The 24556-nt window shown below is 67.8% G+C and carries 26 protein-coding genes; 5 read left to right on the top strand and 21 right to left on the bottom strand.

What is annotated here, in order from left to right:
* Positions 1 to 6 precede the first annotated feature (6 nt).
* From GGC30_RS05110 to xseA, 8 genes are all read right to left on the bottom strand, one after another.
* Entirely contained in the window at positions 7 to 1317 is a 1311-nt protein-coding gene (locus GGC30_RS05110; RefSeq protein ID WP_153922980.1) for a type VI secretion protein ImpB, read from the bottom strand.
* Between the two features lie 193 nt (positions 1318 to 1510).
* Positions 1511 to 2521 (bottom strand): adenosine deaminase, encoded by a 1011-nt coding sequence (locus tag GGC30_RS05105; protein WP_153922979.1) that lies wholly within the window; start codon positions 2519 to 2521, stop codon positions 1511 to 1513.
* A 36-nt stretch (positions 2522 to 2557) separates the two neighbouring features.
* Positions 2558 to 4360, bottom strand: coding sequence for an arginine--tRNA ligase (argS, locus tag GGC30_RS05100; protein ID WP_153922978.1), 1803 nt, complete (start codon positions 4358 to 4360; stop codon positions 2558 to 2560).
* Positions 4360 to 5046: a Tat pathway signal sequence domain protein gene (locus GGC30_RS05095; protein ID WP_153922977.1), complete on the bottom strand. Its 687-nt coding sequence runs from the start codon at positions 5044 to 5046 to the stop codon at positions 4360 to 4362. Before GGC30_RS05095 ends, argS begins: the two co-directional genes overlap by 1 nt.
* A gap of 120 nt (positions 5047 to 5166) precedes the next feature.
* Positions 5167 to 5610 carry a PaaI family thioesterase gene (locus tag GGC30_RS05090; protein ID WP_055804066.1) on the bottom strand — a complete coding sequence of 148 codons (444 nt, stop codon included), beginning with the start codon at positions 5608 to 5610 and terminating at the stop codon, positions 5167 to 5169.
* A 74-nt stretch (positions 5611 to 5684) separates the two neighbouring features.
* Entirely contained in the window at positions 5685 to 6251 is a 567-nt protein-coding gene (locus GGC30_RS05085; protein WP_153922976.1) for a DUF3035 domain-containing protein, read from the bottom strand.
* A gap of 71 nt (positions 6252 to 6322) precedes the next feature.
* The gene (lspA, locus tag GGC30_RS05080; RefSeq protein WP_055804071.1) at positions 6323 to 6829 is read right to left on the bottom strand and encodes a signal peptidase II; all 507 of its coding nucleotides are present in this window, start codon (positions 6827 to 6829) and stop codon (positions 6323 to 6325) included.
* Positions 6830 to 6893: 64 nt separating this feature from the next.
* Positions 6894 to 8489 carry an exodeoxyribonuclease VII large subunit gene (xseA, locus tag GGC30_RS05075; RefSeq protein WP_153922975.1) on the bottom strand — a complete coding sequence of 532 codons (1596 nt, stop codon included), beginning with the start codon at positions 8487 to 8489 and terminating at the stop codon, positions 6894 to 6896.
* Positions 8490 to 8554: 65 nt separating this feature from the next.
* Here xseA and GGC30_RS16225 point away from each other — a divergent pair, with 65 nt between their 5' ends.
* The 3 genes from GGC30_RS16225 to purD all read left to right on the top strand — a co-directional run bounded on the left by GGC30_RS16225 (position 8555) and on the right by purD (position 10511).
* A complete protein-coding gene (locus tag GGC30_RS16225) occupies positions 8555 to 8716 on the top strand; it encodes a hypothetical protein (protein WP_167334148.1) in 162 nt (53 codons plus the stop codon).
* A 15-nt stretch (positions 8717 to 8731) separates the two neighbouring features.
* Complete coding sequence (locus GGC30_RS05070) at positions 8732 to 9163, top strand: hypothetical protein (protein ID WP_153922974.1); 432 nt, start codon at positions 8732 to 8734, stop codon at positions 9161 to 9163.
* Between the two features lie 73 nt (positions 9164 to 9236).
* Positions 9237 to 10511 carry a phosphoribosylamine--glycine ligase gene (purD, locus tag GGC30_RS05065; protein ID WP_153922973.1) on the top strand — a complete coding sequence of 425 codons (1275 nt, stop codon included), beginning with the start codon at positions 9237 to 9239 and terminating at the stop codon, positions 10509 to 10511.
* A gap of 3 nt (positions 10512 to 10514) precedes the next feature.
* Here purD and GGC30_RS05060 read toward each other — a convergent pair whose 3' ends face one another.
* Positions 10515 to 11207 carry a murein L,D-transpeptidase catalytic domain family protein gene (locus GGC30_RS05060; protein ID WP_055804088.1) on the bottom strand — a complete coding sequence of 231 codons (693 nt, stop codon included), beginning with the start codon at positions 11205 to 11207 and terminating at the stop codon, positions 10515 to 10517.
* A gap of 114 nt (positions 11208 to 11321) precedes the next feature.
* On the opposite strand from GGC30_RS05060, the gene GGC30_RS05055 reads away from it, so the two are divergent.
* Positions 11322 to 12647 carry an amidohydrolase family protein gene (locus GGC30_RS05055; protein WP_153922972.1) on the top strand — a complete coding sequence of 442 codons (1326 nt, stop codon included), beginning with the start codon at positions 11322 to 11324 and terminating at the stop codon, positions 12645 to 12647.
* On the opposite strand, the gene lpxK is transcribed toward GGC30_RS05055, so the two are convergent.
* From lpxK to GGC30_RS05030, 5 genes are read right to left on the bottom strand one after another with little or no spacing between them, the layout of a single operon-like run.
* Positions 12632 to 13648, bottom strand: coding sequence for a tetraacyldisaccharide 4'-kinase (gene lpxK, locus GGC30_RS05050; RefSeq protein WP_153923024.1), 1017 nt, complete (start codon positions 13646 to 13648; stop codon positions 12632 to 12634). The genes GGC30_RS05055 and lpxK overlap by 16 nt on opposite strands.
* Positions 13645 to 14937: a 3-deoxy-D-manno-octulosonic acid transferase gene (locus GGC30_RS05045; RefSeq protein WP_153922971.1), complete on the bottom strand. Its 1293-nt coding sequence runs from the start codon at positions 14935 to 14937 to the stop codon at positions 13645 to 13647. Before GGC30_RS05045 ends, lpxK begins: the two co-directional genes overlap by 4 nt.
* Positions 14938 to 14947: 10 nt before the next feature.
* Positions 14948 to 15631, bottom strand: a complete 684-nt coding sequence (locus GGC30_RS05040; RefSeq protein WP_055753298.1) for a lysophospholipid acyltransferase family protein — start codon at positions 15629 to 15631, stop codon at positions 14948 to 14950.
* On the bottom strand, positions 15628 to 17457 hold the full coding sequence (locus GGC30_RS05035; RefSeq protein WP_153922970.1) for an ABC transporter ATP-binding protein: 1830 nt from the start codon (positions 17455 to 17457) through the stop codon (positions 15628 to 15630). The genes GGC30_RS05040 and GGC30_RS05035 overlap by 4 nt, the downstream gene beginning before the upstream one ends.
* 31 nt (positions 17458 to 17488) lie before the next feature.
* Positions 17489 to 18010: a hypothetical protein gene (locus tag GGC30_RS05030; RefSeq protein ID WP_153922969.1), complete on the bottom strand. Its 522-nt coding sequence runs from the start codon at positions 18008 to 18010 to the stop codon at positions 17489 to 17491.
* An 88-nt stretch (positions 18011 to 18098) separates the two neighbouring features.
* On the opposite strand from GGC30_RS05030, the gene GGC30_RS05025 reads away from it, so the two are divergent.
* Positions 18099 to 18764: a tyrosine-protein phosphatase gene (locus GGC30_RS05025; protein WP_153923022.1), complete on the top strand. Its 666-nt coding sequence runs from the start codon at positions 18099 to 18101 to the stop codon at positions 18762 to 18764.
* Positions 18765 to 18770: 6 nt separating this feature from the next.
* Here GGC30_RS05025 and GGC30_RS05020 read toward each other — a convergent pair whose 3' ends face one another.
* The 7 genes from GGC30_RS05020 to GGC30_RS04990 form a co-directional block, all read right to left on the bottom strand.
* Positions 18771 to 18983, bottom strand: coding sequence for a hypothetical protein (locus tag GGC30_RS05020; RefSeq protein WP_153922968.1), 213 nt, complete (start codon positions 18981 to 18983; stop codon positions 18771 to 18773).
* A 77-nt stretch (positions 18984 to 19060) separates the two neighbouring features.
* Positions 19061 to 19306: a DUF4170 domain-containing protein gene (locus GGC30_RS05015; RefSeq protein WP_153922967.1), complete on the bottom strand. Its 246-nt coding sequence runs from the start codon at positions 19304 to 19306 to the stop codon at positions 19061 to 19063.
* A 109-nt stretch (positions 19307 to 19415) separates the two neighbouring features.
* Positions 19416 to 20213 carry a 3'(2'),5'-bisphosphate nucleotidase CysQ gene (locus GGC30_RS05010; protein WP_153922966.1) on the bottom strand — a complete coding sequence of 266 codons (798 nt, stop codon included), beginning with the start codon at positions 20211 to 20213 and terminating at the stop codon, positions 19416 to 19418.
* Positions 20210 to 21565, bottom strand: a complete 1356-nt coding sequence (locus tag GGC30_RS05005; protein ID WP_153922965.1) for a TldD/PmbA family protein — start codon at positions 21563 to 21565, stop codon at positions 20210 to 20212. Before GGC30_RS05005 ends, GGC30_RS05010 begins: the two co-directional genes overlap by 4 nt.
* 54 nt (positions 21566 to 21619) lie before the next feature.
* The gene (locus GGC30_RS05000; RefSeq protein WP_017505339.1) at positions 21620 to 22027 is read right to left on the bottom strand and encodes an MAPEG family protein; all 408 of its coding nucleotides are present in this window, start codon (positions 22025 to 22027) and stop codon (positions 21620 to 21622) included.
* A gap of 3 nt (positions 22028 to 22030) precedes the next feature.
* A complete protein-coding gene (locus tag GGC30_RS04995) occupies positions 22031 to 23800 on the bottom strand; it encodes a M14 family metallopeptidase (RefSeq protein ID WP_228763604.1) in 1770 nt (589 codons plus the stop codon).
* Positions 23801 to 23901: 101 nt separating this feature from the next.
* Positions 23902 to 24534, bottom strand: coding sequence for a hypothetical protein (locus GGC30_RS04990; RefSeq protein ID WP_370451884.1), 633 nt, complete (start codon positions 24532 to 24534; stop codon positions 23902 to 23904).
* Positions 24535 to 24556 lie beyond the last annotated feature (22 nt).

Here is a 24556-nt window from a genome sequence, read left to right as displayed (position 1 = left end):
TGGGCCTCACTCCCAGAAATCCTCGGCCTCGGGGATGCGGGTGAAGGCGATCTTGGCGCCGATATAGTCGGGCAGGCCGGCCTTGGGGCCGATGCTGACGGTGTCCTTGCCGTAGCGGCGGTTCAACGCATCCAGCGCCTGGGACAGGCGAAGAGACGGGGCCTCGCCGTCCTGATCCGGGCCGGCGGCGAATAGGTCGGTCTCGAAGGCGTCGCGGGCTTTCAGGCCGTGCACCCCGACCCCGACATAGCTCAGGCGTCCCGCCTCCAGCTCCGGCTCGACCTTGCGCCACAGACTGTCGAGCGCGGCCAGCAGGGCGAAGGTGTCCTGTGTCGGCGCGATGGGACAACTCATCGCCGCCGTTTCCCAGCCGCGTCGACCGCTTCGGGGCGTCGCCTTCGGCCCCATGTCCAGATGCAGGGTCAGGCTGGCGCCGGTCAGGCCCATGCGCCGCAGGCGGGCTCCGCACTTGACCACCAGCCGCCGCGCCACGGCTCGCGCCTTGTCCGGGGTCCGCATGGTCTGGGCCAGGACGTGGCTGTGGCTGATGGAGGCGGGCGGTTTTTCCGGCGTCGGCTCGCTGTCCAGACCATGCAGGCCGCGCCAGATGCGTTCGCCCTCGATGCTGTTCCAGACCGCCCTGGCCTGTTTCGCGCTCATGTTCCAAAGGCCGGCCGTGTCGGTGACGCCCGCCGCCTGCAACCGGATCTGCATGCGCGAGCCGATGCCCGGATATTTCGACAGCGGCAGGTCCAGCAAGGGGCCGGGCAGTTCGTTGGCCCGCAGCACCGTCAGCCCGGCGGGCTTCTGCATGCCGCAGGCGGTCTTGGCCAGGAACCGCGACGGCGCCAGCCCGACGGACGACCGCAGACAGTCACCGACGTTTTGCAGGATGCCCGCCTGAATGCGTCGGGCCAGGGCGACGGCGTTTGCCTCCAACCGTTCTGGACCCAGCAGTTCGCACGAACATTCGTCAATTGAGCCGACCTTCCACACCGGAACATGGCGGTCGATCTCGGCCATGATCTGCTGATGGATTTTGACGTAAAGGTCGGGGCGCGCCTCGGCGACGATCAGGTCAGGGCACAGTTTGCGCGCCTCGGACACCCGCATCCCGGTGTGAACGCCCCAGGCCTTGCTCTCATAGCTGGCGGCGATGGCGCCGGTGTATTCGCTCATCGCCGGCCGAACGATGACCGGCTTGCCCCGCCAGTCCGGGTTCATCTGCTGTTCGACGCTGGCGAAGAAGGCGTTCAGATCGACGAACAGCCAGCGGAGGTTCGCGCTGTCTTCAGCCTTGGTGCCAGCTTGGTCCATAACCGGAACATAGCAGGAACGTAGGGCGGCCGGAAGCGATGACCGCTTCCTTTCGTCATTCCGGGCGAAGCGTAGCGAAGACCCGGAACCCAGGGCCGCATTCCCTCTGCACGATACAGCCTAGGCCGGATGCGCGCCTCTTGGGTTCCGGGTTCGTCCTTCGGACGCCCTGGAATGACGAAAGGAGAGGGCGTCAGTGCCCCGCCGCATAGGCCTCCACCTCATCCAGGTAGGCCGCCTTCTCCGGCTCGCCCAGGAACGACCCCTCGAAGCTGTTTTTCGCCAGTCGCGTCACCTGATCGCGTGTCAGGCCAACGGCCTCAGCCAGCCGGCTGTAGTTATCGTTCACATATCCCCCGAAATAGGACGGGTCGTCCGAGTTCAGGGTGACGTGCAGGCCCCGCCGCAGCATCTCGGGGACGGGATGGGCCTTCAGATCATCGACCACGCACAGTTTCAGGTTCGACAGAGGGCAGACGGTCAGGGTCATCTGCTCGGCGAACAGCCGCTGCACCAGCGCCTCGTCCTCCATGGAGCGATTGCCGTGGTCCATCCGGTCGATGTTCAGCAGGTCCAGCGCCTCGTGCACATAGGCGGGCGGGCCCTCCTCGCCCGCGTGGGCGCACAGTTTTAGGCCCAGCTCACGCGCGGCGGCGAAGACGCGCTGGAACTTGGACGGCGGATGGCCGACCTCCGACGAATCCAGCCCCACGCCGATGAAATGGTGCAGATAGGGTTCGGCCGCCTCCAGCGTCGCGAACGCTTCCTCCTCGGTCAGGTGGCGTAGGAAGCTGAGGATCAGGCCGCTGGACACGCCCAGCTCCGCCTTGGCCCGGTCCATGCCTGCGATCAGCCCCTCGACCACCACGCCGAAGGGCACGCCTCGGTCGGTATGGGTCTGGGGATCGAAGAAGATTTCGGCGTGGCGCACATTATCCGCCGCCGCGCGCTGGAAATAGGCGAAGGCCAGATCCTCGAAATCCCGCCGCGTCAGCAAGACGGCGGCCCCCGCATAGTAGATGTCCAGAAAGTCCTGCAAGTTCGAGAAATCATAGGCCGCCCGCACCGCCTCGACGCTGTCATAGGGAATGGACACGCCGTTCCGCTGCGCCAGCTCAAACATCAGCTCGGGCTCCAGCGAGCCCTCGATGTGCAGATGCAGTTCGGCCTTGGGCAGGCCGGCGATATAGGCGTCGAGCGACATGGGCGATCTCCGGGAGGATGTCGCCCTGTCTATACCCTACATCCGCTCCGGCGTGTCGATGCCCAGCAGGTTCAACGCGATTTCCAGCTGGCGCAGAGCCGCAGCGGACAGGGCCAGACGCGAGCGTTTGGTCGCTTCGTCCGGCGCGATCAGCACGGGGCAGGCGGCGTAGAATTTCGAGAAGGACTGAGCCACGCGATAGGCGTGTTCGGCGACCAGATGCGGCATCCGCTTGTCGTAGGCGTCCGACACGGCGGTCGAGAAGGCGTCCAGCGTCAGGGCCAGATCGCGCTCCGCCGGTTCTGCAATGACGATGGAGCCGGGCGTCAGCCCCTGTTCGGCGCCCTTGCGCAGCAGGGATTTGATGCGGACCGACTGATACAGCAGATACGGCCCGGTCTTGCCCTCGAAGCTCATGAAGCGGTCGAGGTCGAACACGTAGCTGGTCGTGCGCGCGTTCGACAGATCGGCGAACTTCAGGGCGGCGATGGCCACCTTGTGCGCGATGGCCTCGAACTCCTCCGGCGACAGGTCGTCGCCCAGCTTGGCCTCGTGCAAGCGCTCGCGCGCCTTTTCGGTCGCCTGGTCGATCAGGTCGCGCAGTTTCAGCACGCCGCCCGCGCGGGTCTTGAACGGCTTGCCGTCCTGTCCGTTCATCGTGCCGAAGCCGAGATGCTCCAGCGCACCCCGTTCAGCGTAACCGGCCAGATAGGCGGCGCGGAAGACCTGTTCGAAATGCTCGGCCTGGCGTTCGTCGACGACGTAGAGGGCCAGGTCGGGCGACAGAGCCTTCTTGCGGTCCAGGATCGTGGCCAGGTCGGTCGTGCCGTACATGGCCGAGCCCTCCGAGCTGATGACCAGCAGGGGCGGGGGAGACGGGGCCTCGATCACCGAGCCGTCGGCCAGCTTCTTCTTGCGCGTCTCGCCGGGCTTGGCGACGTGAACCACCTGGGCGCCGTCGTCCTCGACCAGCAGGCCGGTCTCTTTCAGATGCGCCAGCATTTCCGGCATCTGCGGATCGGCGTCGCTTTCGCCGTTCCACAGGTCGAAATCGACCGACAGGTCGCCGTATTCGCGCTTCAGCGCCTCACGGCTGACCGCCACGAAATGCCGCCACAGCGCGCGATAGCCGGGACGGCCGTTTTGAAGCTCCGCCGTCGCCTTGCGGGCGCGGTCGCGGAAGGCCGGATCCTCCTTGGCCTTGCCGGCGGCCTGCGGATAAAGGCGGTCGAGGTCGGCGAGGGTCACGGGGCTGTCGACCGGGAAGGGACCGTCGCCTTCGGCCATGAAGGTCTCGGCCAGGCCCTCGTCGCCGCAGGCGACGATCAGCAGGCCCATCTGGAAGCCCCAGTCGCCGAAGTGGGCGTCGCCGGTGACGTGGTCGCCGCGGAAGCGGAACAACCGCTTCAGGCTCTCGCCGATGATGGCGCTGCGCAAATGGCCGACATGCATCGGCTTGGCGACGTTGGGACCGCCGTAGTCGATGACCACCCGGCGCGGCTCGGCCACGGTCGCGGCGCCCGCGTGGGCGGCGTCGTTCGCCACCTCGGTCGCGCGTTCGGCCAGCAGCGCGTCGGAGAGCTTCAGATTGATGAAGCCCGGTCCCGCCACTTCGACCGAGGCGAAGCGGGCATCCGCGCTCAGGCGCTCGGCGATCTTGCCGGCCAGTTCACGCGGATTGGCCTTCAGCGCCTTGGCGGCGGCGAGCGCGCCATTGGACTGGAAATCGGCCAGGTCGGGGCGGTCCGACGGGGTAACGCGGGCCAAGGCCGCGTCCACGCCTTCGGCGGCGAAGGCGGCGGCGACCGCTTCGCTGAGGACGGTCTTCAGATCAGACATTATTGGCTCGGTGCGGAAGCAGGCGAGGGCGCGGCGGGCGTCGTGCCGGCGTTGACGCGGAAGCGGCTGCCCGAGCGGTTGAACTCGGCCATTTCCGGCGTCACGTCGAAACCGACCAGGATTTCGAAGTTGCTGCCGCTGGTGTCGATGCCGGCGCGCGGAATGACGATGGTGCGCTTTTCAGTCACCGAGGCGGTGCGCTGGCCCTCGAAGTTCACCGGCAGGTCAAAATATTCCTTCGATAGGATGGCGTTGTTCCGCTCGGTCACCGCGATCCAATAGCGGTAGGTGCGCTGCTCGCCGGTCGCCTGCGGGCCGCGGCCCAGGTTGAACAGCACGTCCATATCGACACGAATCGGGTCGGCTTCACGATATTCGCAGTCCGAAGAGATACCCTCGATCTCGCCGGTATAGCCGACATTGGCCACGGCGGCGCGGCCGCCTTCCAGCTCGACGTAGCGGGCGGCGTCGTAGAGAATTTTCACATAGGGGCAGGGGCCGGCGTTGGCGCGGCGACGCAGGGGCGCAATGCGCGGCGCGCGCGACGGCGCGGCGTCGTCACCCGAGGCCTGCTGCTGTTGCCCGCCGCGCTCACGTTGACGTTGGGAGGTCTGGGCCTCGGCGGCGACGGGCAGGACGGAGGCCGCGATGGAGAGGGCGGCCAGGGCGGTGAACACGCGACGCATCAGCTTATTTTTCCGACAGCGAGAGAGGGCGCACGACGATCGGCGGCCGATCATCAACGCTCGCCGCTGATAGCGGCTAAAGCGAGGCGCGGCAAACGCTTGCTGGCCTCAGCGCTCCCCTCAACGCTCCATGACCAGGCATGTCGAGGTTGCAGTCGCATAGAGCTTGCCATCCAAACCGCGCAGATCGGCCTCCGAGAAGGCCGCGCGGCGACCAGCCTGAACGATCCGGCCCTCGGCCCGAACCGGCGTGCCGGCCGTCAGCGCCTTGTGGAAAACCGTCTTCAGTTCCAGCGTCGTATAGGTCTGGCCCGGCCGAAGCGTGGAATGGACGACGCAGCCGCAGGCCGAGTCGAGCACCGTCGCGATCCAGCCGCCATGGACCGTGCCCAGCGGATTATAGACGGCGGTGGTTGGGATGGCCTCGAACACCACCCGGCCTTCTTCAACTTCGGTCAGTTCGAAGCCGACGGTGCGGGCGATGGGCGCGATGAAGCCGCCCGTCATGCCCAGACGCAGTTGGTCGATCCCGGAAAGGGCGGCGATATCGACGGTTTCGGTCATGCAAACGGCTCCTGATCAGGTCCGTTTACAATAAGGACGGACGCCGCCGTGGCAAGCGTCCGTCGTAGCGGTCCTTACAGGCCCGGCAGCTTGAAGCCGTTGCTGCGACGCGGCTGGATCGTGATGGCCTGCTGTCCGCCGGTCAGAGCCTGAAGGCGGGCGGCCTCGGTCGAGGCGTCGATGGTCTTCTGGCCTTCGGCGGTCTGGCGGACCGTCGGCGCTTGGGTCGAGGCGTCGTCCTTGCGCCAGAACATCAGGCGGTTGGCGAAGCTTTCGTCCTTGTGCGCCAGATCGCCGAACTCGTCATCGACGACATAGCGGGCCAGCGGGTCGGCCTGTTCGCCGCCGGCCTGAGCCACCAGGACTTGTTCGCCCGGCGTGCGGGTGACGGCCTGACGCTGACCTAGCAGGATCTGACGCGCGGCGCTTTCCGGGGCCAGTTCCTGTGGGCGCGGCTGGCCCGGCGCGGGCGGACGCAGGCCGTATTCCGGCGGAATGCTGAGCGGGGCGGTGGAGACGGTGACGAACTCGTCGGGCACCACCTTGGTCAGGCCGATGCCCTGTTTGATGCTGCCGCAGGCCGAGACGGCGAGCGCGGAGGAGGCGACGAGGGTCAGGACGGCGACACTGCGGATACGCATGGTTTCAGGCTCTGGTCGGCTGATGCAGGAAGCGCCGCGATGGCGCAGTCGGCATAGTGAAGACGGGGTGATTACGACTTTTCGACGGCCGCGCCAACCTTGGCGGGTTTGTCAGACACCAGACTGTCGATGATCAGCAGCACGACACCGATGGTGATGGCGCTGTCGGCGACGTTGAACACCCAAGGAAACACGCCGGTGCCCGAGAAGTCGATGAAATCGACCACATAGCCGAAGCGGATCCGGTCGATCACATTGCCCAGGGCCCCGCCCATGACGAAGCCGATTGCGGTGATCAGCAGGCGACGGTTCGACTGCGTCGCCCACCAGGCCAGGCCGGCCGAGACGACGATGGAGAAGATGGCCAGGCCCCAGCGGGCTTCGCCGCCGCCGAACAGGCCGAAGCTGACGCCGGTGTTTTCGACCCAGCTAAAGTTCAGGATCGGCGGGAAGACCGGGATGCGGCCGACTTCCTGCAGCGACAGGCCGCTGATGATCCAGGCCTTGGTCAGCTGATCCAGGACGATGATCAGGAGGGCGAACACATAGGCGGTGACGGCGAGGCGCGTGATCTTCATGCGGCGCCGTTAGCAGGAAGCGGCGCCGGGGCGAAGCGGAAAACGCGGATCATATCCGCCGCCGTCAGAACAGGCTGCCCTGATCGGCGGCGGACGGCTTCGGCTTGGCCGCCGGACGCGGCGGGAACGGACGGGGTTCGCCGCCGTCGATTGTCGCGGGCTGAACGCCGTCGCCGAACACCAGCCGGACCGCCTGACCCGCCTCCAGCGCCTTGGCCGAGGTGATCCAGGCGCCGTCTGAATCTTCCACGCGGGCGAAGCCGGGCTTGGGCCGTCCGGGGTCCAGGGTCGTCAGCGCGCGCGACAGCGCCGCCAGGCGATCGGCGTCCCGCTCCAGTCGGCGCGGCAGGACCCCGTCCAGCCGCGCCCCGACGGCTTCAAGCCGGGCCTGACGCTGGTCCAGTCGTCGATGCAGCGGTTCGGGCGACAGCCGCCCGGAGACCTGCAACAACCGCCGTTCGCCGCGCGCCACGCCGGCCTGAAGCGCTGCGCCCAACCGGTCGCCCGCGCCGCGTAGCCGGTCCTGCCCCCGCTCGATCCGCGTGCGCAGCAGGGCTGGGCTCAGCTTGCCGCCCGTCACCGCCAGATGCCGCTCGTGCAGGGCGACGTTGCGTTGCAGGCCCGATCCCAGCCGGCTCGAAACATGGTCCAGTCGTTGTTGCGCCAGAGCCAGCAGGTCCTCCGGTCGCGCCGGCAGGCCGCGCGCCACCGCCCGCAGGCGCGTGCGTCGATCCTCGATCAGCCGTCCGCCTGCCTGCACCATGCGCCGGTCCATGTCCGCGACGGCATAGCGCAGGTCCGCCAGCACCGGCGTCGCCATTTCGGCCGCGCCGGTCGGCGTCGGCGCCCGGCGATCCGAGACGAAGTCGATCAGGGTGGTGTCGGTTTCGTGCCCCACGGCCGAGATGATCGGAATGCGCGCCGCCGCCACGGTCCGCGCCAGGCCCTCGTCGTTGAAGCACCACAGGTCCTCGACCGACCCGCCGCCGCGCGCGACGATCAGCAGGTCGGGGCGGGGGATCGGCCCGTTGGGCGTCATCGCGTCAAAGCCGCGAATGGCATTCGACACCTGACCGCAGGCCGATTCGCCCTGAACGACCACAGGCCAGACGATGACGCGACAGGGCCAGCGTTCGGCGATCCGGTGCAGCACGTCGCGGATCACCGCGCCGGTCGGGCTGGTGATTACGCCGATGGTCGCGGGAAAGGCGGGCAGGGGCTTCTTGCGCCCCGGCTCAAACAGCCCTTCCTCACGCAGGCGGACCTTCAGCCGCTCCAACTGAGCCAGCAGGGCGCCGGCGCCGGCCGCCTCCATGCTTTCGATCACGATCTGATAGGACGACCGCGCCGGATAGGAGGTGATCTTGCCGGTGACGATGACTTCCAGCCCCGCCTCGGGCTGAACGCCCAGGCCGCGCACCGACCCCTTCCACACGACGCCGTCGATAGCCGACTTGTCGTCCTTCAGCGTTAGATAGATGTGGCCCGATGCGTGGCGGTTGACCTTGGAGACCTCGCCGCGCAGCCGCACATGGCCGAACCGGTCTTCCAGCGTGCGCTTCAAAGCGAACGACAGCTCCGAGATCGACAGGGGCGGATTGTTGTCGCGAGGGGCTGGGACCTCGGCCGGGCCTTCGAATACGTAGGAGTCGTCGCTCATGGGGCCCACCCTAGCCTGCGTCGATCCGTCCGGGAACGCTGCGCGCACCCTGTCGTTCGACTTTCATGCCCGCCGACCCGCCCGGAACCGATCCTTCTGACCGCGACCCGCACGAGCGCGATCTGTCGCGCCGCGCCGGGGGCGGCGGCGCCATGAGCCCGTGGCTGATCATCGGCTGCATCATTCTGCTGGGCCTGGGCGTCTATGTCGTCTCGGCCCTGCTCTAGCACCAAGGAGGCCGTATGAACCGCTTCGTCCCGCTCGCCGCCACTCTTTGCCTGACCGGCGGCGTCGTCGCCTGCTCGGATCGCGACGACGATGTGGTCCAGGCCCCTGCGCCCGGCGCTGCGCCCGTGGCCTTGCCGGGCCAGCAGGCCGATGCCGCCGCGTCGAACGCCGCCTTGGCCTTCAACATGACCCGCGACCAACTGGAAGACGCGGATCTGTATTCGCGCGCCAACGTCGATCTGGGCGACGTGGAAACCCTGGTGCTGGACGCCTCGGGCGCCCTGACCCATCTGGTCGTAGAGCTGGAAGGGCCGGGCGACATGAAGGTGCGGGTTCCGATCGCGGACGTGTCTCCGATCGACCGCAACGGCGACCGGGATCTGGTCACCGATCTGACGCCCGGTCAACTTCAGGCCCTGCCGGCGTGGACCCCGCCAACGCGCTGATTGGACGCTGAATGCGGCGTTAAGTCTGACGGGTGCTTGACCGGCCGGCGCCGGCCGGTCATTGCCCGATCTCATGAACATTCTTCTCGTCGGATCGGGCGGCCGCGAACACGCCCTGGCCTGGAAGATCGCCCAGTCGCCGCTGGTCACGCGCCTGGTGGCGGCGCCAGGCAACCCCGGCATTGAGAAGCTGTGCGAGCTGCGCGCCGTCAAGGCGGACGACGCCGACGGCCTGGCCGCCCTGGCCAGAGAGATCAAGGCCGACCTGGTCGTCGTGGGGCCCGAGGTGGCGCTGGCCGCCGGTCTGGCCGACCGCCTGGCTTCTGCCGGCATTCCCTGCTTCGGGCCGACCGCCAAGGCGGCGCAGCTGGAAACCTCCAAGGCCTTTTCGAAGGGTTTCCTTGAACGCCACGAGATCCCGACCGCCGGCTACGGCGTCTACGACACGGTCAAGGACGCCAAGGCGGCGCTGGACGTGTTCCGGCCGCCCTATGTGATCAAGGCCGATGGTCTTGCCGCCGGCAAGGGCGTGGCCATCAGTCCCGACCGTCCCGACGCCGAGGCCGAGATCGAGCGGATGCTCGGTGGTCGGTTCGGCGCGGCCGGCGCCCGCGTCGTGATCGAGGAGTTCATGGACGGCGAGGAAGGCTCGCTGTTCGCCCTGTGCGACGGTCAACGCGCCCTGTTGTTCGGCGGCGCCCAGGACCACAAGCGCGCCTTTGACGGCGACCTTGGTCCCAACACCGGCGGCATGGGCGCCTATTCGCCCGCGCCCGTCTTCACGCCCGAGCTGGTGCAGCAGGCCGACGCGCTGATCGTCCAGCCGACGATCCGCAAGATGGCCGAAGAAGGCGCGCCCTATCGCGGCGTCCTCTACGCCGGCCTGATGGCGACCGAGGACGGCCCCAAGGTGGTCGAGTTCAACGCCCGTTTCGGCGACCCGGAATGCCAGGTGCTGATGATGCGGATGGCGGGCGACATCGTCCCCTATCTGCTGGGCTGCGCGCGCGGCGACGTCTCGGGTCTGGCTTCGCCCGCCTTCAAGCCTCAGACGGTGATCTGCGTGGTCATGGCCGCCAAGGGCTATCCCGACAGCCCGCTGGAAGGCTCGATCATCCGCGGCGCCGATCAGGACTTCGGCCCTCATGTCCAGGTCTTTCATGCCGGGACCAAGCGCCGCGACGACGGCTTGCTGGCCGCCTCGGGCGGGCGCGTCCTGAACATCTGCGCTGAGGGCGACGACATCGCCCAGGCCCGCGAACGCGCCTATGCCGCCATCCGCAAGATCGACTGGCCGGGCGGCTTCAACCGCTCCGACATCGGCTGGCGGGCGCTGGACCGGGGCTGAAGCCTAGGCCGCAGCGAACAACAGTCGGCCTTCGCCCATGCGCTCGCGCAAGGCCGGAAGGTCGGTATGTGCGACCGAGAAACAGCCGTAGCTGCGACCCAGCTTGCCTTCGCGCGCCAGGAAGTCGGGATCGGCGTAGTCGGCGCCGTGGATGATGATGGCGCGCTCGCGCGCCTTGTCGTTGGTGTATTCCAGCCCGTCCAGCAGCACGTTCGGCCCCTGTTGCGCGCCCCAGTTGGCCCCCGCCGTCGCATAGGCGCCGATCGAGGACATGTTGGAATCGGGCGTGTTGGAAAAGCGCTGGGCATAGCCGGTGTGGCTGGGGTCCGATCCCCGTCCGTGGCAGGTGCGTAGCACCTTCACTTCACCCGCGATCAGGTCGACTTCGTACAGCCGCTCCTCGCCTGAAAACTTCTGGAAATCGACCAGATACATCCGGTCACGCAGAGGCAGGCGGTGATGGTGGGTGTCCAGCGCGGTCATGGCGCGCTCCATCAGGTCCTTGCGAACGTGACCACGCGGATCCAGCGGCGGCGGCGTCAGGGCGGAGGTCTGGACCGTGGGCAGACCGACCTGCGGCATGGCGATCGGAGTTCCGTTCTGAGCCGTCGTCAGCGGCGCCGTAGCGCTCGCGCTGGCGCATCCCGCCAGCATGGCCGATCCACCCAGAATAAGCCCTCGTCTCGATAGCCGCATGCGACGCCCTCGTTGCGGTTGGTCTTGAGGCGTGTTTGTTTCAGTTGGTTACGGGCGAGGCAACCTGAGCCTTGTGGGGCATTTTTGCGGCCGACGCGTCGCGGGGAGATATCGATGAAACGTTTTGGGATCGCGCTGGCGGCGCTGATGGCGTCGGCGGTAAGCGCTCACGCGCAGCAAACCCCCGTGGCCACAGGCGTTTCGACGCAACCAGACACAACGTTCGTTGAAGCCGGAAGGTTGCTTGCGGATCCGTCGAACGGCGTTGTGCAACGCGATAAAACTCTCGTGATCAGAGGGAACCAGGTTGTTGAAGTGCGCGACGGCTTCGTCGGCGACGCATCGCAAGGCAAGGTCGTGGACCTGCGCCAGGCCTTTGTCCTGCCCGGCCTGATCGACAGCCACGTCCATTTGACGAGCCAGCAAAACCCGAACGCACGCCTTGACGAGGTGACGCTTTCAGATGCGGATCAGGCGATGGTCGGCGCCCGCTATGCGCGTCGCACCCTGATGGCCGGCTTTACGACGGTGGCGGATCTGGGCGCCTCGAACCAAGCCATCTTCGCCCTGCGAAACGCCGTTCGGAACGGCGACGTGCCGGGACCGCATATCATTGCGGCGGGGTCGTCGGTGTCGATCCACGGCGGGCATGGCGACATCAACGGCTATCGCGAGGACGTCATGCACCTGCTGTCGTCCGAAAGCATCTGCTCGGGACCTGAGGACTGCATGCGGGCCGTGCGCACCCAGGTTCGCGCCGGCGCCGACATCATCAAGATCACCGCGACGGGCGGCGTGCTTTCGAACACCGCCGCCGGCCTGAACCAGCAGTTCAGCGACGACGAACTGTCCGCCATCGTCGGCAGCGCCCACCGCATGGGCCGCCAGGTGACGGCGCATGCCCACGGGGTCGACGGCATCAACGCCTTTCTGCGGGCCGGGGGCGATTCCATCGAACACGGCACCTATCTGGACGACCAGTCGATCCGCCTGTTCAAGTCGAACGGCGCCTGGCTGATCCCGACCCTGCTGGCCGGGGATTTCGTGGCGCGCATCGCCTCGGGACCCGACAACTTCTTCACCCCCGCCCAGACGGCCAAGGCGCTGGAGGCCGGGCCCAAGATGCTGGACATGGCGCGCCGCGCGCATGAGGGCGGGGTCAAGATCGCCTTCGGCACCGACTCGGGCGTTTCGGCCCACGGCGACAACGCCCAGGAGTTCGCGCTTCTGGTCCGCGCTGGCCTGAGCCCGCTTGAGGCCATCCAGGCCGCCACCGTCGGCGCCGCCGAACACCTGCGCATCGCCAATGAGGCCGGCAAGATCGCCGTGGGCATGCCCGCCGACATCGTCGCCGTCTCGGGCGATCCGCTGACGGACGTGACCGAGCTGGAGCGGATGAAGTTCGTGATGAAGTCCGGCGTCGTCTATCGCGCCGATTGAATTCTGTCGTTCAGGAAGGCGGCGAAAGCCGCCTCGTCCTCGAACCGGGCGACGACCGGCCAGGCGACGACATCCTTGCGCTGCTCGGCCGTCAGCCGGACCCAGTCCTTTTCCGTCGTGACCAGGCCGGCGTCGAACACCGCCGCCCGGTCGGTCAGGAACGTCATGTCAGCGTCGCTATAGGCCGCGTGGTCGGGGAAGGGGACGAAATCGACCAGGTCGCAGCCCGCCGCCTTCAGCGACCGCTCGACCTTCCAGGGCTTGGCGATGCCGGCGAAGCCGACCTGGGGCCCCGACGGCGGGGGCCCTTCGGGCGTCAGGCGCGCGACGAAGACGGGCAGGGCGTCGAACACCGCCAGCAGTTCGGGATCGGCGTCTTCGACATCGGTCGGCAGCATGACCACCACGGCGTCGGCGCGCGCCAGCCCGGCCTTCAGCGGCTCGCGCATCGGACCCGACGGAAAGACCGAACCGTCCCCGAACGGCCATTCGTCCCCGCGCGTCTCGCCGTCCACGACGATCAGGCTGACGGTCTTTTTCAGGGCCGGGTTCTGATGGCCGTCGTCCAGCACCAGAGCCTGCGCGCCGTCTGCGACGGCGGCCTTGGCGCCCGCCACACGATCGCGCGCGATCCAGACCGACGACCCCTGCGCCAGCATCAGCGGCTCGTCCCCGACATCGTCGGCCGTATGGATTTGAGGATCGACCCGGACCGGCCCTTCCAGCCGCCCCCCATAGCCGCGCGACAGACCTTGCGCCTCCACCCCCGCCGCCTGCAGCAGCCGCAGGGTTTCGCGCGCGACCGGCGTCTTGCCCGATCCGCCGACCGTCAAATTGCCGACCGAGATGACCGCGCAGCCGGGGTCGACCGGGACCGCCTTGGCAATCCGACGCGCTGTCACGGCGGCCCAGACCCAGCCCAGCGGTTGCAGCGCCGTGCGCGTCATCCGGGCGTGGTTGCTGTCGCGCACATACCACCAGCGCGGCGTATTCAGCTTCATCGCCGGCCCTGCCTCTGCGGCATTAGCGGCGATAGCAGCGCCCACAGTCGCTCCAGCCCGCCTCCAGCCTCGACCGCCGCGCGACGCCCGCGTTCGCCCATGGCCCTGGCTGCGTTCAGGTCTTCCAGCAGGGGCTCGATCACGCCGGGCAGGTCGGACGGCGCCTGAACCAGGACCAGGCCCCCCGCCTCGACCATGGCCGCCGTCACTGGAGCCCAGTTGGATGCATCCGGCCCCGTGATCGTCGGCTTGCCCAGCCGCGCGGGCTCCAACGGATTGTGCCCGCCGACGGGCGGCAGGCCGATGGCGGGCGCGAACGAGCCGCCCATCACCACCACATCGGCCAGACGCAGGAACAGGCCCATCTCGTTCAGGGTGTCGGCCAGATAGATGTCGGTGTCCGGCCCGATCGTCTCGCCTCGCGAGCGCATGGCGAAGGCGTAGCCGTCGCGTTGCAGGGCCTGGGCGATATGCGCGCCACGCTCGGGATGGCGTGGCGTCAGGATCAGGCAGACACGCTCGCTCAGATGGTCCAGCGCCCGCACGATGGCGATCTCTTCGCCCTCATGGGTGCTGGCGGCGACGATCACCGGCCGGTCGCCGATGGCGGCGCTTAGGCGGCTGAAGGCGGCGGGATCGTGCGGCAGGGCCTCTCCCGACAGTTTCAGGTTCACCAGCCCGTCGATCCGCGCGCCCATGCCCTCCAGCCGCTGGGCCGAGACCGCATCCTGCGGCAGGACCAGATCAAAGGCGCCGGTCAGCGCCCGTGCCGAGGCCGGAAACCGCGCCCAGCCCTCGACCGTCTTCTCGGTGATGCGCGCGCTGACCAAGGCCAGTTTCACGCCACGCCGTTTCGCCTCAAGTAGCAGGTTCGGCCACAGTTCGCTTTCGACGAAGACCGCAAGGGCTGGCCGCCAATTGTCCAGGAACCGCTCGACCACGCCGGGGGCATCGACCGGCGCATATTGGTGGATCACGCCTGTCGGCAGTCGTTCGGCCAGAATCTGCGCCGAGGTCACGGTGCTGGAGGTAACCAGAACGGTCAGGTCCGGTCGCGCCTTCGTCAGCCGCTCGACCACGGGCAGCAGCGACAGGCTCTCGCCGACACTGACGCCGTGCAGCCAGACCACATCGCCTGCGGGGCGCGAGGTGCGGGTGAAGGCCATCCGCTCGTCCACCCGTACCGGGTCTTCCTTGCCCCGCCTGGCGCGCGCATCCAGCAGACGCGGGGCCAGCGGCTCCAGCGCGCGCGTCGCCAGCCGATAGGCGATCAGCGGCAGCGGCGTCATGGCTGCATCCTCACGGCTTCAGGCCCGTGATCGCATCGGCCCGCGCCTCGACGGCGTTCAGCCGCGCGGCCCAGTCCTGGCGGACGTGATCCAGGTCGTCGCCGGTCGGATAATCGGCGATGTCCCACACGATGGCGCCTTTTGCGAAGGGCAGGGGCAGGATCGCGCGGTCCCAGCTGTTCAGCCGGATGGCCGGATTGCACGACATGCCGATGAACAGCGTCGGCGCCTTTGAGATCTTGGCCATCATCGGCAGACCCTCGGCCATCTGGCGCGCCGGGCCGCGCGGACCGTCCGGCGTGATAGCCAGGGCGCCGATCTTCAACTGACGCAGGCCCGCCCGCAGCGCCTGCGATCCGCCCTTGTCCCGGTCCGCCTTGTCCTTGTTCGACGACGAACCGCGAATGGCGGGAAAGCCTTGGCGAGCCACGGCCTTTGCGATGAACTGACCGTCCGCCGACAGGGAAATCAACGCCTTGGCCGGCTGCGCGCGGTTCAGCGGCCAGCAGGCCGGCGACAAGCCGATGCGCGAATGCCAGAAGGCGCACAAAACCCCGCCGCCCCGGGCCCAAACACCCTCGGCCACCGCCTGGTTTTCATGGGTCCAGCGCATGGTGGCGAAGCAGAACTGCATCCAGTGCGCCAGGATGAAAGACAGGCTGGCCTGGACGGCCGGAATGCGCAGCGGCCTCACGCGACCGTCTCGACCGTGGGCGCGGCGCCGTCCAGCGACTGCTGGCGGGCCAGGCGCGAATAGAGGCCGCCTTGGGCGACCAGAGCGTCGTGGGAGCCTTCCTCGACCACGCGGCCGGCCTCGATCACATAGATGCGGTCGGCGTTCCGGACGGTGGACAGGCGGTGGGCGATCATCAGGGTGGCGCGCCCCTGCATCAGCCGCTCCAGCGCCGCCTGGACCAGGGCCTCGCTCTCGGTGTCCAGGGCGCTGGTGGCCTCGTCCAGCAGCAGAATCGGCGCATCCTTGACGAAGGCGCGGGCGATGGCGATCCGCTGGCGCTGACCGCCGGACAGGCGCAGGCCCGCCTCGCCCGCGCGGGTCGCATACCCTTCAGGCAGGGCCGTGATGAAGTCGTGGGCGGCGGCGGACCGCGCGGCGTCCTCGATTTGCGCCTGCGTCGCGCCCGGCCGGCCATAGGCGATGTTGGCGGCGATGGTGTCGTCGAACAGGAAGGGTTCCTGCGTCACCAGGGCGATGTGGTCGCGCAGGTCATGGATGCGAAGCGCCCGCACGTCGGCGCCGTTGATCGTCACCGCCCCGCCCGTCACATCATAGAAGCGCGGCAGCAGGCTCAGGATCGTGCTCTTGCCGCCGCCCGACGGCCCGACCAACGCCACCGTCTCGCCCGGCGCGACCCGCAGGGACACCCCGTCCAGCGTCGGCGCATCGGTCCCGGGGTAGGCGAAGGAGACATTGTTCAGCACGACCTCCACCGGCCCGGCGGCCAGGGGCGCGGCGTCGGCCGCCTCACGGATTTCCGGCTGGATGTCCAGGGCCCCGAACAGGCGCCGCGCGGCGGTGAAGCCCTCGCTCATCACCGTGGCCAGGTTGGTCACCTGACGCAGGGCTTGGCCGGCCGCCAACAGCATGCCGATGAAGGCGGCGAACCCGCCCACGGTCATGTCGCCCGTCTGCGCCCGCCATCCGGCGTAGGCCATGACGGCGGCGACGACGATATAGGCGACCAGATCGCTGGAGGGGCCGGCGAAGGCGCGGGCGTTGGCACCCTTGATGACGTGGCGCTGGCGACGGGCGACCACCTCGGCGACGCGGTCCTGTTCGGCGGCCTCGCGGTTTTCGATCTTGATCAGGCGAACCCCGTCCAGGTTCTCCATCAGGGCAGTGGACAGGTTCTCGGTCTCGGCCATGGCGCCGACGGCGGCCTTGCGCGTCTTGCGCCCGAACCGGCGCAGCACCAGCGCCACCAGCGGCACGCCCAGCAGCACGACGATCGTCAGCTGCCAGTCGATGAAACCCATGTAGATCAGGACCGCGATCAGGGTCAGCAGGTTCTGGGTGTAGTTGACCACGCCCGAGGTGAAGGCCTCGCGCACCATATTGGCGTCGAACAGCACCGAGGAGACGAAGCCGCCCGAGTGCTGACTGCGTAAGCGCGCCAGATCGGCGCGGATCATGGCGCCGAACAGGCGGATCTGGATGTCGCCGACGATGGTGTGACCCAATCGGTTGACCAAGGCGGCCTGGCCCAGCGCGGCGAGGGTTCGCGCAATGGCGACGGTCAGGATGGCGACCGGAATCCAGACGACGGCCTTGTCCGCCGGAAAGGTCACCAGGCCGAACAGACTGATCGGTTTGGTCCCGCCCAGGAACAGACCGTTGACGGCCGGCTCCAGCAGCTTCAGCAGCGCCGCCGTCAGCAGGCCGGTCACCGCCGCGCACAAGACCGACAGGATCAGCGATCCCTTGTGCTTGGACAGATAGTCGCGCCAAATCCGCGCCAACAGGGCGCGCAGCGGCATGGTTTCGGAGGCGGCGACGGTCATCGGCTCTCGGTCGTCCGAGCCGCCGTTCAAGTCAAGGCTTGTCCGGCGACGGTTCCAGCGCACGGCCCGGCTCGTCGGCGCGGATCAGGGTTTCGCCGGGCGCTTCCTGGATCCTGACGGCGGGCGGAACCGTCGGATTGGACGCGTATCGACGCCCGTCGAACGGCACGGCGACCTCATAGCTTTCGGTGATTCCGCCGCCCGCGACATAGACGCCCAGATCCCGTCGGCCATGGGTCTGTCGCTCTAGCAGCCGGATCGGCGCGCGCGCGACGCTGATCTCGCCGACCGAGCGATAGGTCGCGCCGGTGCGGTCCAGCACCAGCAGCCGACAACCGCCGGAGCCGCACCAGTTCGGCCCTGTCAGATAGACCAGGGTCATGGCCCCGTCCGGCGTGATCGCGGCCGTATAGCGGGTGGTGTCCAGCGCCTCCTTGGCCCGGTCACGCAGATAGGCGATCAGGGCGGGGTCTTCAGGCGGCGGCGTCTGGGCGGCGGCCGCGCCGGCCCACAGGCTGGCGGCGAAGACAACGGTTGCGGCGAGGGTTCTCATCGGGGTGTTCTCCGGTCTCGACAAACATTCCAACGCATCAGGATCGAGATCGGATGACGCGGCGGCGTCGGATCGCTATCTGGCGGGCATGGCGCGCTTCGACCTCTCGACCGCGATGGGCCGTTTTCGGGCGCATTGGCATTATTTCTGGGCCGACCACGCGTTTTTGCGCGTGGCCTTTTCCAACGCCCACTGGCTGGGCCCGGATCTGGTGCGCACCAACCAGCCGTCGCCGCGCCAGCTGGCCTATTGGAAAAAGAAGGGCGTTAAGACGGTCATCAACCTGCGCGGTGAACGCGACGAAGGCTATTACTGGCTGGAGAAGGACGCTTGCGAGCGGCTGGGCCTGACCCTGATCGACGCGCCGCTGGACTCGCGCGATCCGCCCGAGACGGTGCGCATCCACCGCGCGCGCGAGCTGTTCAAAACAATCCAGTATCCGGTGCTGATCCACTGCAAGTCCGGCGCGGATCGGGCGGGCATGATGGCGGTCTTCTATCGCCACTTCCACCTTGGCGAGCCGATCTCGGTCGCCATGAAGCAGCTCTCGAAGAAATATCTGCACTCGCGCGAGGGGCTGACCGGCGTGCTGGACTATACGCTGGAGAAATACGTCAACGAGATCGAGCCAAAGGGCATCAGCTTCATCGAGTGGGTCGACAGCCCCGACTACGACCCCAAGGCCATACGCGCCGAGTTCAAGGCCGGCTGGTGGGGCACGCTGCTGACCGACAAGCTGCTGCGGCGGGAGTAGGGGGCTTCAACCCCAGGGGCCGGTCTTTGGTTCGTCGCCGGCCTCGCCGTTTGCGCGGTCCTCGGCAGCCAGCTCAGCGTCGCGGCGGGCCTTGCGGTCGGCCTCCCACCGTTTGAACCAGCGGGCGTAGTCGATGTGGCCGCGCAGCGAAAAGCTGAACAGGGCCAGCACGGCTAGCAGGCTGACCAGTTGGAAGATCTGTTGCGGTTCCAGGTTCATCGTCGTCCTCGCCTACAGATCGAAACGTCGGATCGAGGAGCCGGTTCGGCTCCTCGATGTCGCACTCATTCCTCGGCTCAGGCCGCGTCGCCGCGCGGATCGATCAGCTTGTGGGCGTGCAGGATGAAATAGCGCATATGGGCGTTGTCCACGGTCGCCTGAGCGCGCGCCTTCCAGGCCTTCTTGGCTTCGTCATAGCTGCCGAAGGCGCCGACGAACTCGACCTGCGACAGGTCGCGGAAGGTCGGTTCGCCCAGGTGACGAAGCTCGCCGCCGATCACGATGTGCAGAAGTTGCGGCGGGACGGCGTTCTGATTGGTCATCGGAAATCCTGAAGGCTGGGCCGGAAGGCTTGGGGGGAGGAGGTTTGCGCGCGGCATAGGCCGAGAACGCCCTCGGATCAATGTGGGCCGGGGTTTTTCCGCCCCCACCTCAGGTCGAAAGCGGCACGTTTTTACAGCGCCGCACGATCATCGGCTGGATGATCGGGGCCGCGCAGACCAGGCTCGCTTGACGAGGATCCGGCCGGTTGAAGGCCCACGGCCGCCCGTGGTGATCGCTGACCCTCGCGCCGGCTTCGGTCGCGATCAGCCAGCCTGCAGCGACGTCCCAATCCCATTTCGGCGTCAGGGCCAGGGCGGCGTCGAAGGCGCCGGCGGCGACCAGCGCCATCCGATAGGCCAGGGCGTTGCGCTTCTCGAACCGCATCGACGGCCAGGGTTCGTCGGCGAAATAGGGCGCTTCGATCAGTCGCGCATCGCCTAGGATCGAGGCGTCCTCCAGCGTATCGATATCCGAGGCGTGGATGGGTTTGCCGTTACGTCGCGCCCCGCCGCCGCGCGTCGCCACATAGGTCTCGTCCACCTCAGGCGCATGGATGACGGCGGCGACGACCTCGCCGTCCTCGACCACGGCGATGGGCACGCACCACCACGGCGTCCGCTTCATGTAGGCGACGGTGCCGTCGATGGGATCGACCACGAAGATGCGTAGTTTCGACAGACGCTCGGCCGTATCCGCCGTCTCTTCCGACAGCCAGCCATAGTCGGGTCGCGCCGACAGCAGCCGGTCCCTCAGCATGGCGTCGACCTTCAGGTCGCCGCTGGTGACGGGCGAACCGCCGACCTTGGCCTCGATCTTCAGCCCCGCCTCACGCTCGGCGATGGCCAGCGCCCCGGCGTCGATGGCCGCCTGGCGGATCAGGTCGAGGTCGGCGTGCAAGTCGATCATTTGCCCGCGATGGCCACCGCATCGAACATCAGGCTGGGCACATTGAACCCGCCCCGGAACTCCAGGTCTGAACCGCGCTCGATACGCAGATACAGGTCAGTCAGCTTGCCCGCGACCGTGACCTCGCTGACCGGATAGGCGATCACGCCGTTCTCGAACCAGAAGCCCGACACCCCGGCGGACCAGTCGCCGGTGTTGCCGTTCAGCGACGGGCCGAACATCGACGTCACCAACAGGCCGGTCCCGGCGTCGGCCATCAGGCCCGCCAGATCCCGCTCGCCCGGTTCCATATGCAGATTGTGGGTCGAGACGCCGGATGGCCCGGCCAGACCCCGCGACGCATGGCCGGTGGTTTCCAGGCCCAGTTGTCGGGCCGATGCGCTATTCAGCAACCAGGTGGTCAGGACGCCGTCGTCGAACAGGGCGCGCTTGTGGACCATTGCGCCTTCGTCGTCGAACGGGGTCGATCCCATGCCGCGCGGGCGGAACGGATCGTCGATCAGGGTGACGCCCTCGGCGAACACGCGCTGACCCATGCGGTCCTTCAGGAAGGAGGTGCCGCGCGCGATGGACGGGCCGGAAATGGCCCCGATGGCCGGAGAGACGATCTGGCCCGCCATCCGATTGTCGAAGATCACCGGGGCAGTGGTGGAGGCGATCTTGCGCGGCCCCACGCGGGCCACGGCGCGCTCGCCGGCGGTGCGGCCGATTAGGTCGGCGCCCGGCAGGTCGGACAGATGGCGGGTCGAACGGCTCTCGCCGCCGCGCTCCATCGCGCCATCCTTTTCGGCGATGACGCCGACGCCCAGCGAGAAGGCCGACCCTTCATAGGCGCCGTCGAACCCGTGAGAGGTCACCAGCCGCCAGCGGCTGGACGACCAGCCCGCGTGTCCGCCTTCCGACCGCGCCACGCCGGGGACCGCCAAGGCCGCCGCCTCGGCCTCGGCCGAGACCTGTTCCAGAGTTTCCGCGGTGCGTTCGCTCGGATCGAACAGGTCAAGATCGATGAACGGCCCCCGCGCCAGTCGATCTTCGGAAGCGAAACCCGCGTGGGGATCTTCCGGCGCCAGCCGCGCCATGGCCACGGCCCGCTCGACCAGCCGCGCCTGGGTCGCGGGCGAAAGGTCCGAGGCCGAAACGGACGCCTGCCTTCGGCCCACGAAAACGCGCAGGCCCAGATCACGCGATTCCTCGCGTTCGACGTCTTCCAGCTTGCCGTTGCGCACCCCGACCGACAGGGATCGGCGATCGGCGCTGACCGCCTCTGCGGCGTCGGCGCCGGCCTTCAGCGCGGCCTTGACGATGTCGTTGAGAAGATCGGTCGAAACGGGCGCGGACAGGGTTTCAGTCATGCCCCGATATGGCTGACGCCCCGCTGCACCGCAACCTGCTGCACCGCAACCGCGTCAGACGACGGCGAAGGCGATCAGGCCCACAGCCGCCGTCAGCAGCGCCACCCAGGTCAGCAGCATGCCGACGACGCGACCCAGCGACGGCCCGGTCTGCAGCAAAAGGCCCAGGGCATGGGCGACCCGGCCGACGAACAGCGTCGCGCCGACCCCGTGGACCATCCAGGCCGGCGCGCCGACGGCGGCCAGCAGCAGCATGGCGATCATGCCTGGCGTCGCATATTCCACGAGATTTCCGAAGGCGCGGCTGGCGGCCATCAGATCCGCGTTTCCGCCGTCGCCGAACGACACCATGTGTTTTCGCCGTCCGCTGACCACGATGCCCGACAAGACCAGCATCATCAGGATCAGCAGGCCGCTCCACAGGGCGGCGGCCTGGACGGCGTACATCAGCGGCGTGGTCATCGATCAGTCCTCGCGCCCGACGGGGTAGAGCAGATAGTGGTCGTCATAGAAGGGCGTGCGTTCATAGAACCAGGCCAGACGCGCCTGCGGATCGGCGGCGAACGTGGCGTCGGCCGCCACCTTGGCCTCGAACTCGGCCTTCAACGCGGGATCCGCCGCCATCATCTTGTCCGCCAGCGGCGCGATGGCGTAGGCCTCGATGTATTCGACGCGGCTCATCACCTCGGGGAACATGCCCCAGGCGAAGAAGCTCTCGCTGGATTGCGGCTCCAGCAGCAGCACGATGATGTCGCCCAACGGCTGATCGGTAGGCACCCGCACCGAGCCGCTCGGATACGTCCAGTCGCGCTTCTCGACCTCCACCGTCTTCACCGAAGCCTGCACGTGACCTTCATTGGCGCGGGTCGCCAGCTTGGGCTCGACCAGGCGCAGCATCGAAAGGTTCACGGTGCGCGCAGCCTCGACCGTCTCCATTTCGATCCCGTGCGTTTTCAGCCGCTCGATGATGTCGGTGCGATAGCCCGGCACCCAATAGGCCGTCGGCCGCGTCAAAGTCAGCGTCGGCTTGGAGCCATAGAAGGGCATTTGCCACAGGTCGGGATCAGGTTGGCCCAGCCAGCGGTTCTCCTTCCGACCTGAGGCGGGACTGTCATACGTCTCGTACAGCATGCCCTTGAAGGGCCGGGTGGACGACGGCGTCTCGTCGGCCTCGAAGTTGGCGGGGATCTGCGCCGGACGCAGGGCCTTGTCCTGATCGGTCGCGGCGCGCAGACCGGCGCCCTGATCGGCCAGCAGACGCATCGCCTCCTCGATGAAGACATAGGTGCCCAGCACCCGTTGTTCGTGCGGCTTCAGGCTGTGGTTCTCGATCAGGATCGTCGGCACATGGGCGGCCGCGCCCCAGCCGTTGGAAAACCGCTCGCCCAGACCGCCGTCCGACAGGCCCTTCTTGGGTTCATCGTCGTCGATGCCGAACACTAGCTCGCCGGGGATGTGGCCCTCGCGTTCCAGCGCGGCGTTCATCGCCGGCTTGAAGACCGAATCCAGCCAGGCCGAGCCGTTCGGCGAGCGGCTGAAGGTCCCGTCCTCGCCGTTAAAGCCGTAGGTGACGTCGTACTGGTAATCCATCCCGTCGGTGACGTGGACGTCCACATAAAGGTCCGGCCGGTATTTCAGGATCAGGCCGCGCACAGCCCGCATCTCCGGCTGGTCCAGCTTCAGATAGTCGCGGTTCAGGTTCTGGTTGGTCGCCGTATTGCGCCAGCCCTGGATGCGCGGGCCCCGCTGGTTGGGCCGGGAATAGGGGCCGGAACGCTCGTGCCCGTCCACGCTCAGGATCGGGATCAGGATCAGATTGACCCCGTCCAGCAGGGCGTCCTTCCCATAGACGGCGATGTCGCGCAGCAGCATCATGCCCGCGTCCTTGCCGTCGATCTCGCCGGGGTGAATGCCGGCCTGGATCATCAGCACCGGCTTGGCCGGATCGAAGGCGGCCCCATCCTTGGAGGCGATCACCGCATAGATGGGCCGGCCCTCGGGCGAGACGCCGAACTGCTCGATGCGGATCAGATCGCTGGCCTGATCCAGACGATCGAACCAGGCGCGGGTGTCGACATAGTTGGGGCTGAAGTCATGGCCCGGATCGGCCTCGAACGCCGTGACCCACGGATCAGACGCATCGCGCAGCAGGGCCTTGGACGCGCCGTCCCAGGCGGGGGCGGGCGGCAGGAAGGCTTGATCCCAAGGGGCGGTGTTGGAAAGCGTCTGGGACATGGCGGGGCTCACGCTACAGGCAAGGGCGGCGACCAGCGCCGAAACCAGAAGAGGGGACTGCATGGCCTTTCGTGAGCCGATTGCGCGGCCCTGACAAGGTTTCACCCGCCGCCGCCCAGCGCGGGCGCCCAGCCGCCGGCCTTGAGCAGCAGGGCCGCCGCGTTCCCCATCTGCCAGACACTGTACAGCAGCACGACGACCAGGGCGCCGACCGCAACCCTGCGCCACGGTGCGAACGCCGCCGTCGCCGTTCCGATCACGAAGATGGCGACCCCGACCCATAACCGCACCGAGCCGGCGATCTTGGCGAAGCCGGGATTGAGCTGGGCCAGGATGATCACGATCACCGCGACGATCAGATTGGCCGCCAGGATGCAGCTGAACACCAGTCGCCGATGCGACCAGAAATGCGCGTCCAGATCGATCTTTTGGTCGCTGCCCTCGGCCGAAACGCGGGGGAAAGTCACGCTGGCGGCGACATAGAAGGTCGCGGCGATGGCCAGCGAAACCAGTAGCACGAAGGTGTTGAACGGCGCGCCGCGGAAGATGACCCAGGCCTGGTTCCAGAAGGTGGCGATGTCGATCGCCACGAACAGGGCCAGCATCGGCGTCAGCCAGCCGAACCGAATCCGCCGCTTTTCATGCAGCACCCGCGCGAATCCGCCGACCAGTTCGGCCACGGACAGGCCCAGCAGCAGGCCGTAAAAGCTGAAGAAGAACTCGAACGCGCTCACATCGCCCCCCGGCGTGACCAAA

Source organism: Brevundimonas sp. SPF441 (assembly GCF_009661015.1).
Classification (GTDB): Bacteria; Pseudomonadota; Alphaproteobacteria; order Caulobacterales; family Caulobacteraceae; genus Brevundimonas; species Brevundimonas vesicularis.
The sequence above is the reverse complement of the archived record's forward strand: the minus strand, read 5'-3'. Positions and strand labels throughout refer to the sequence as shown.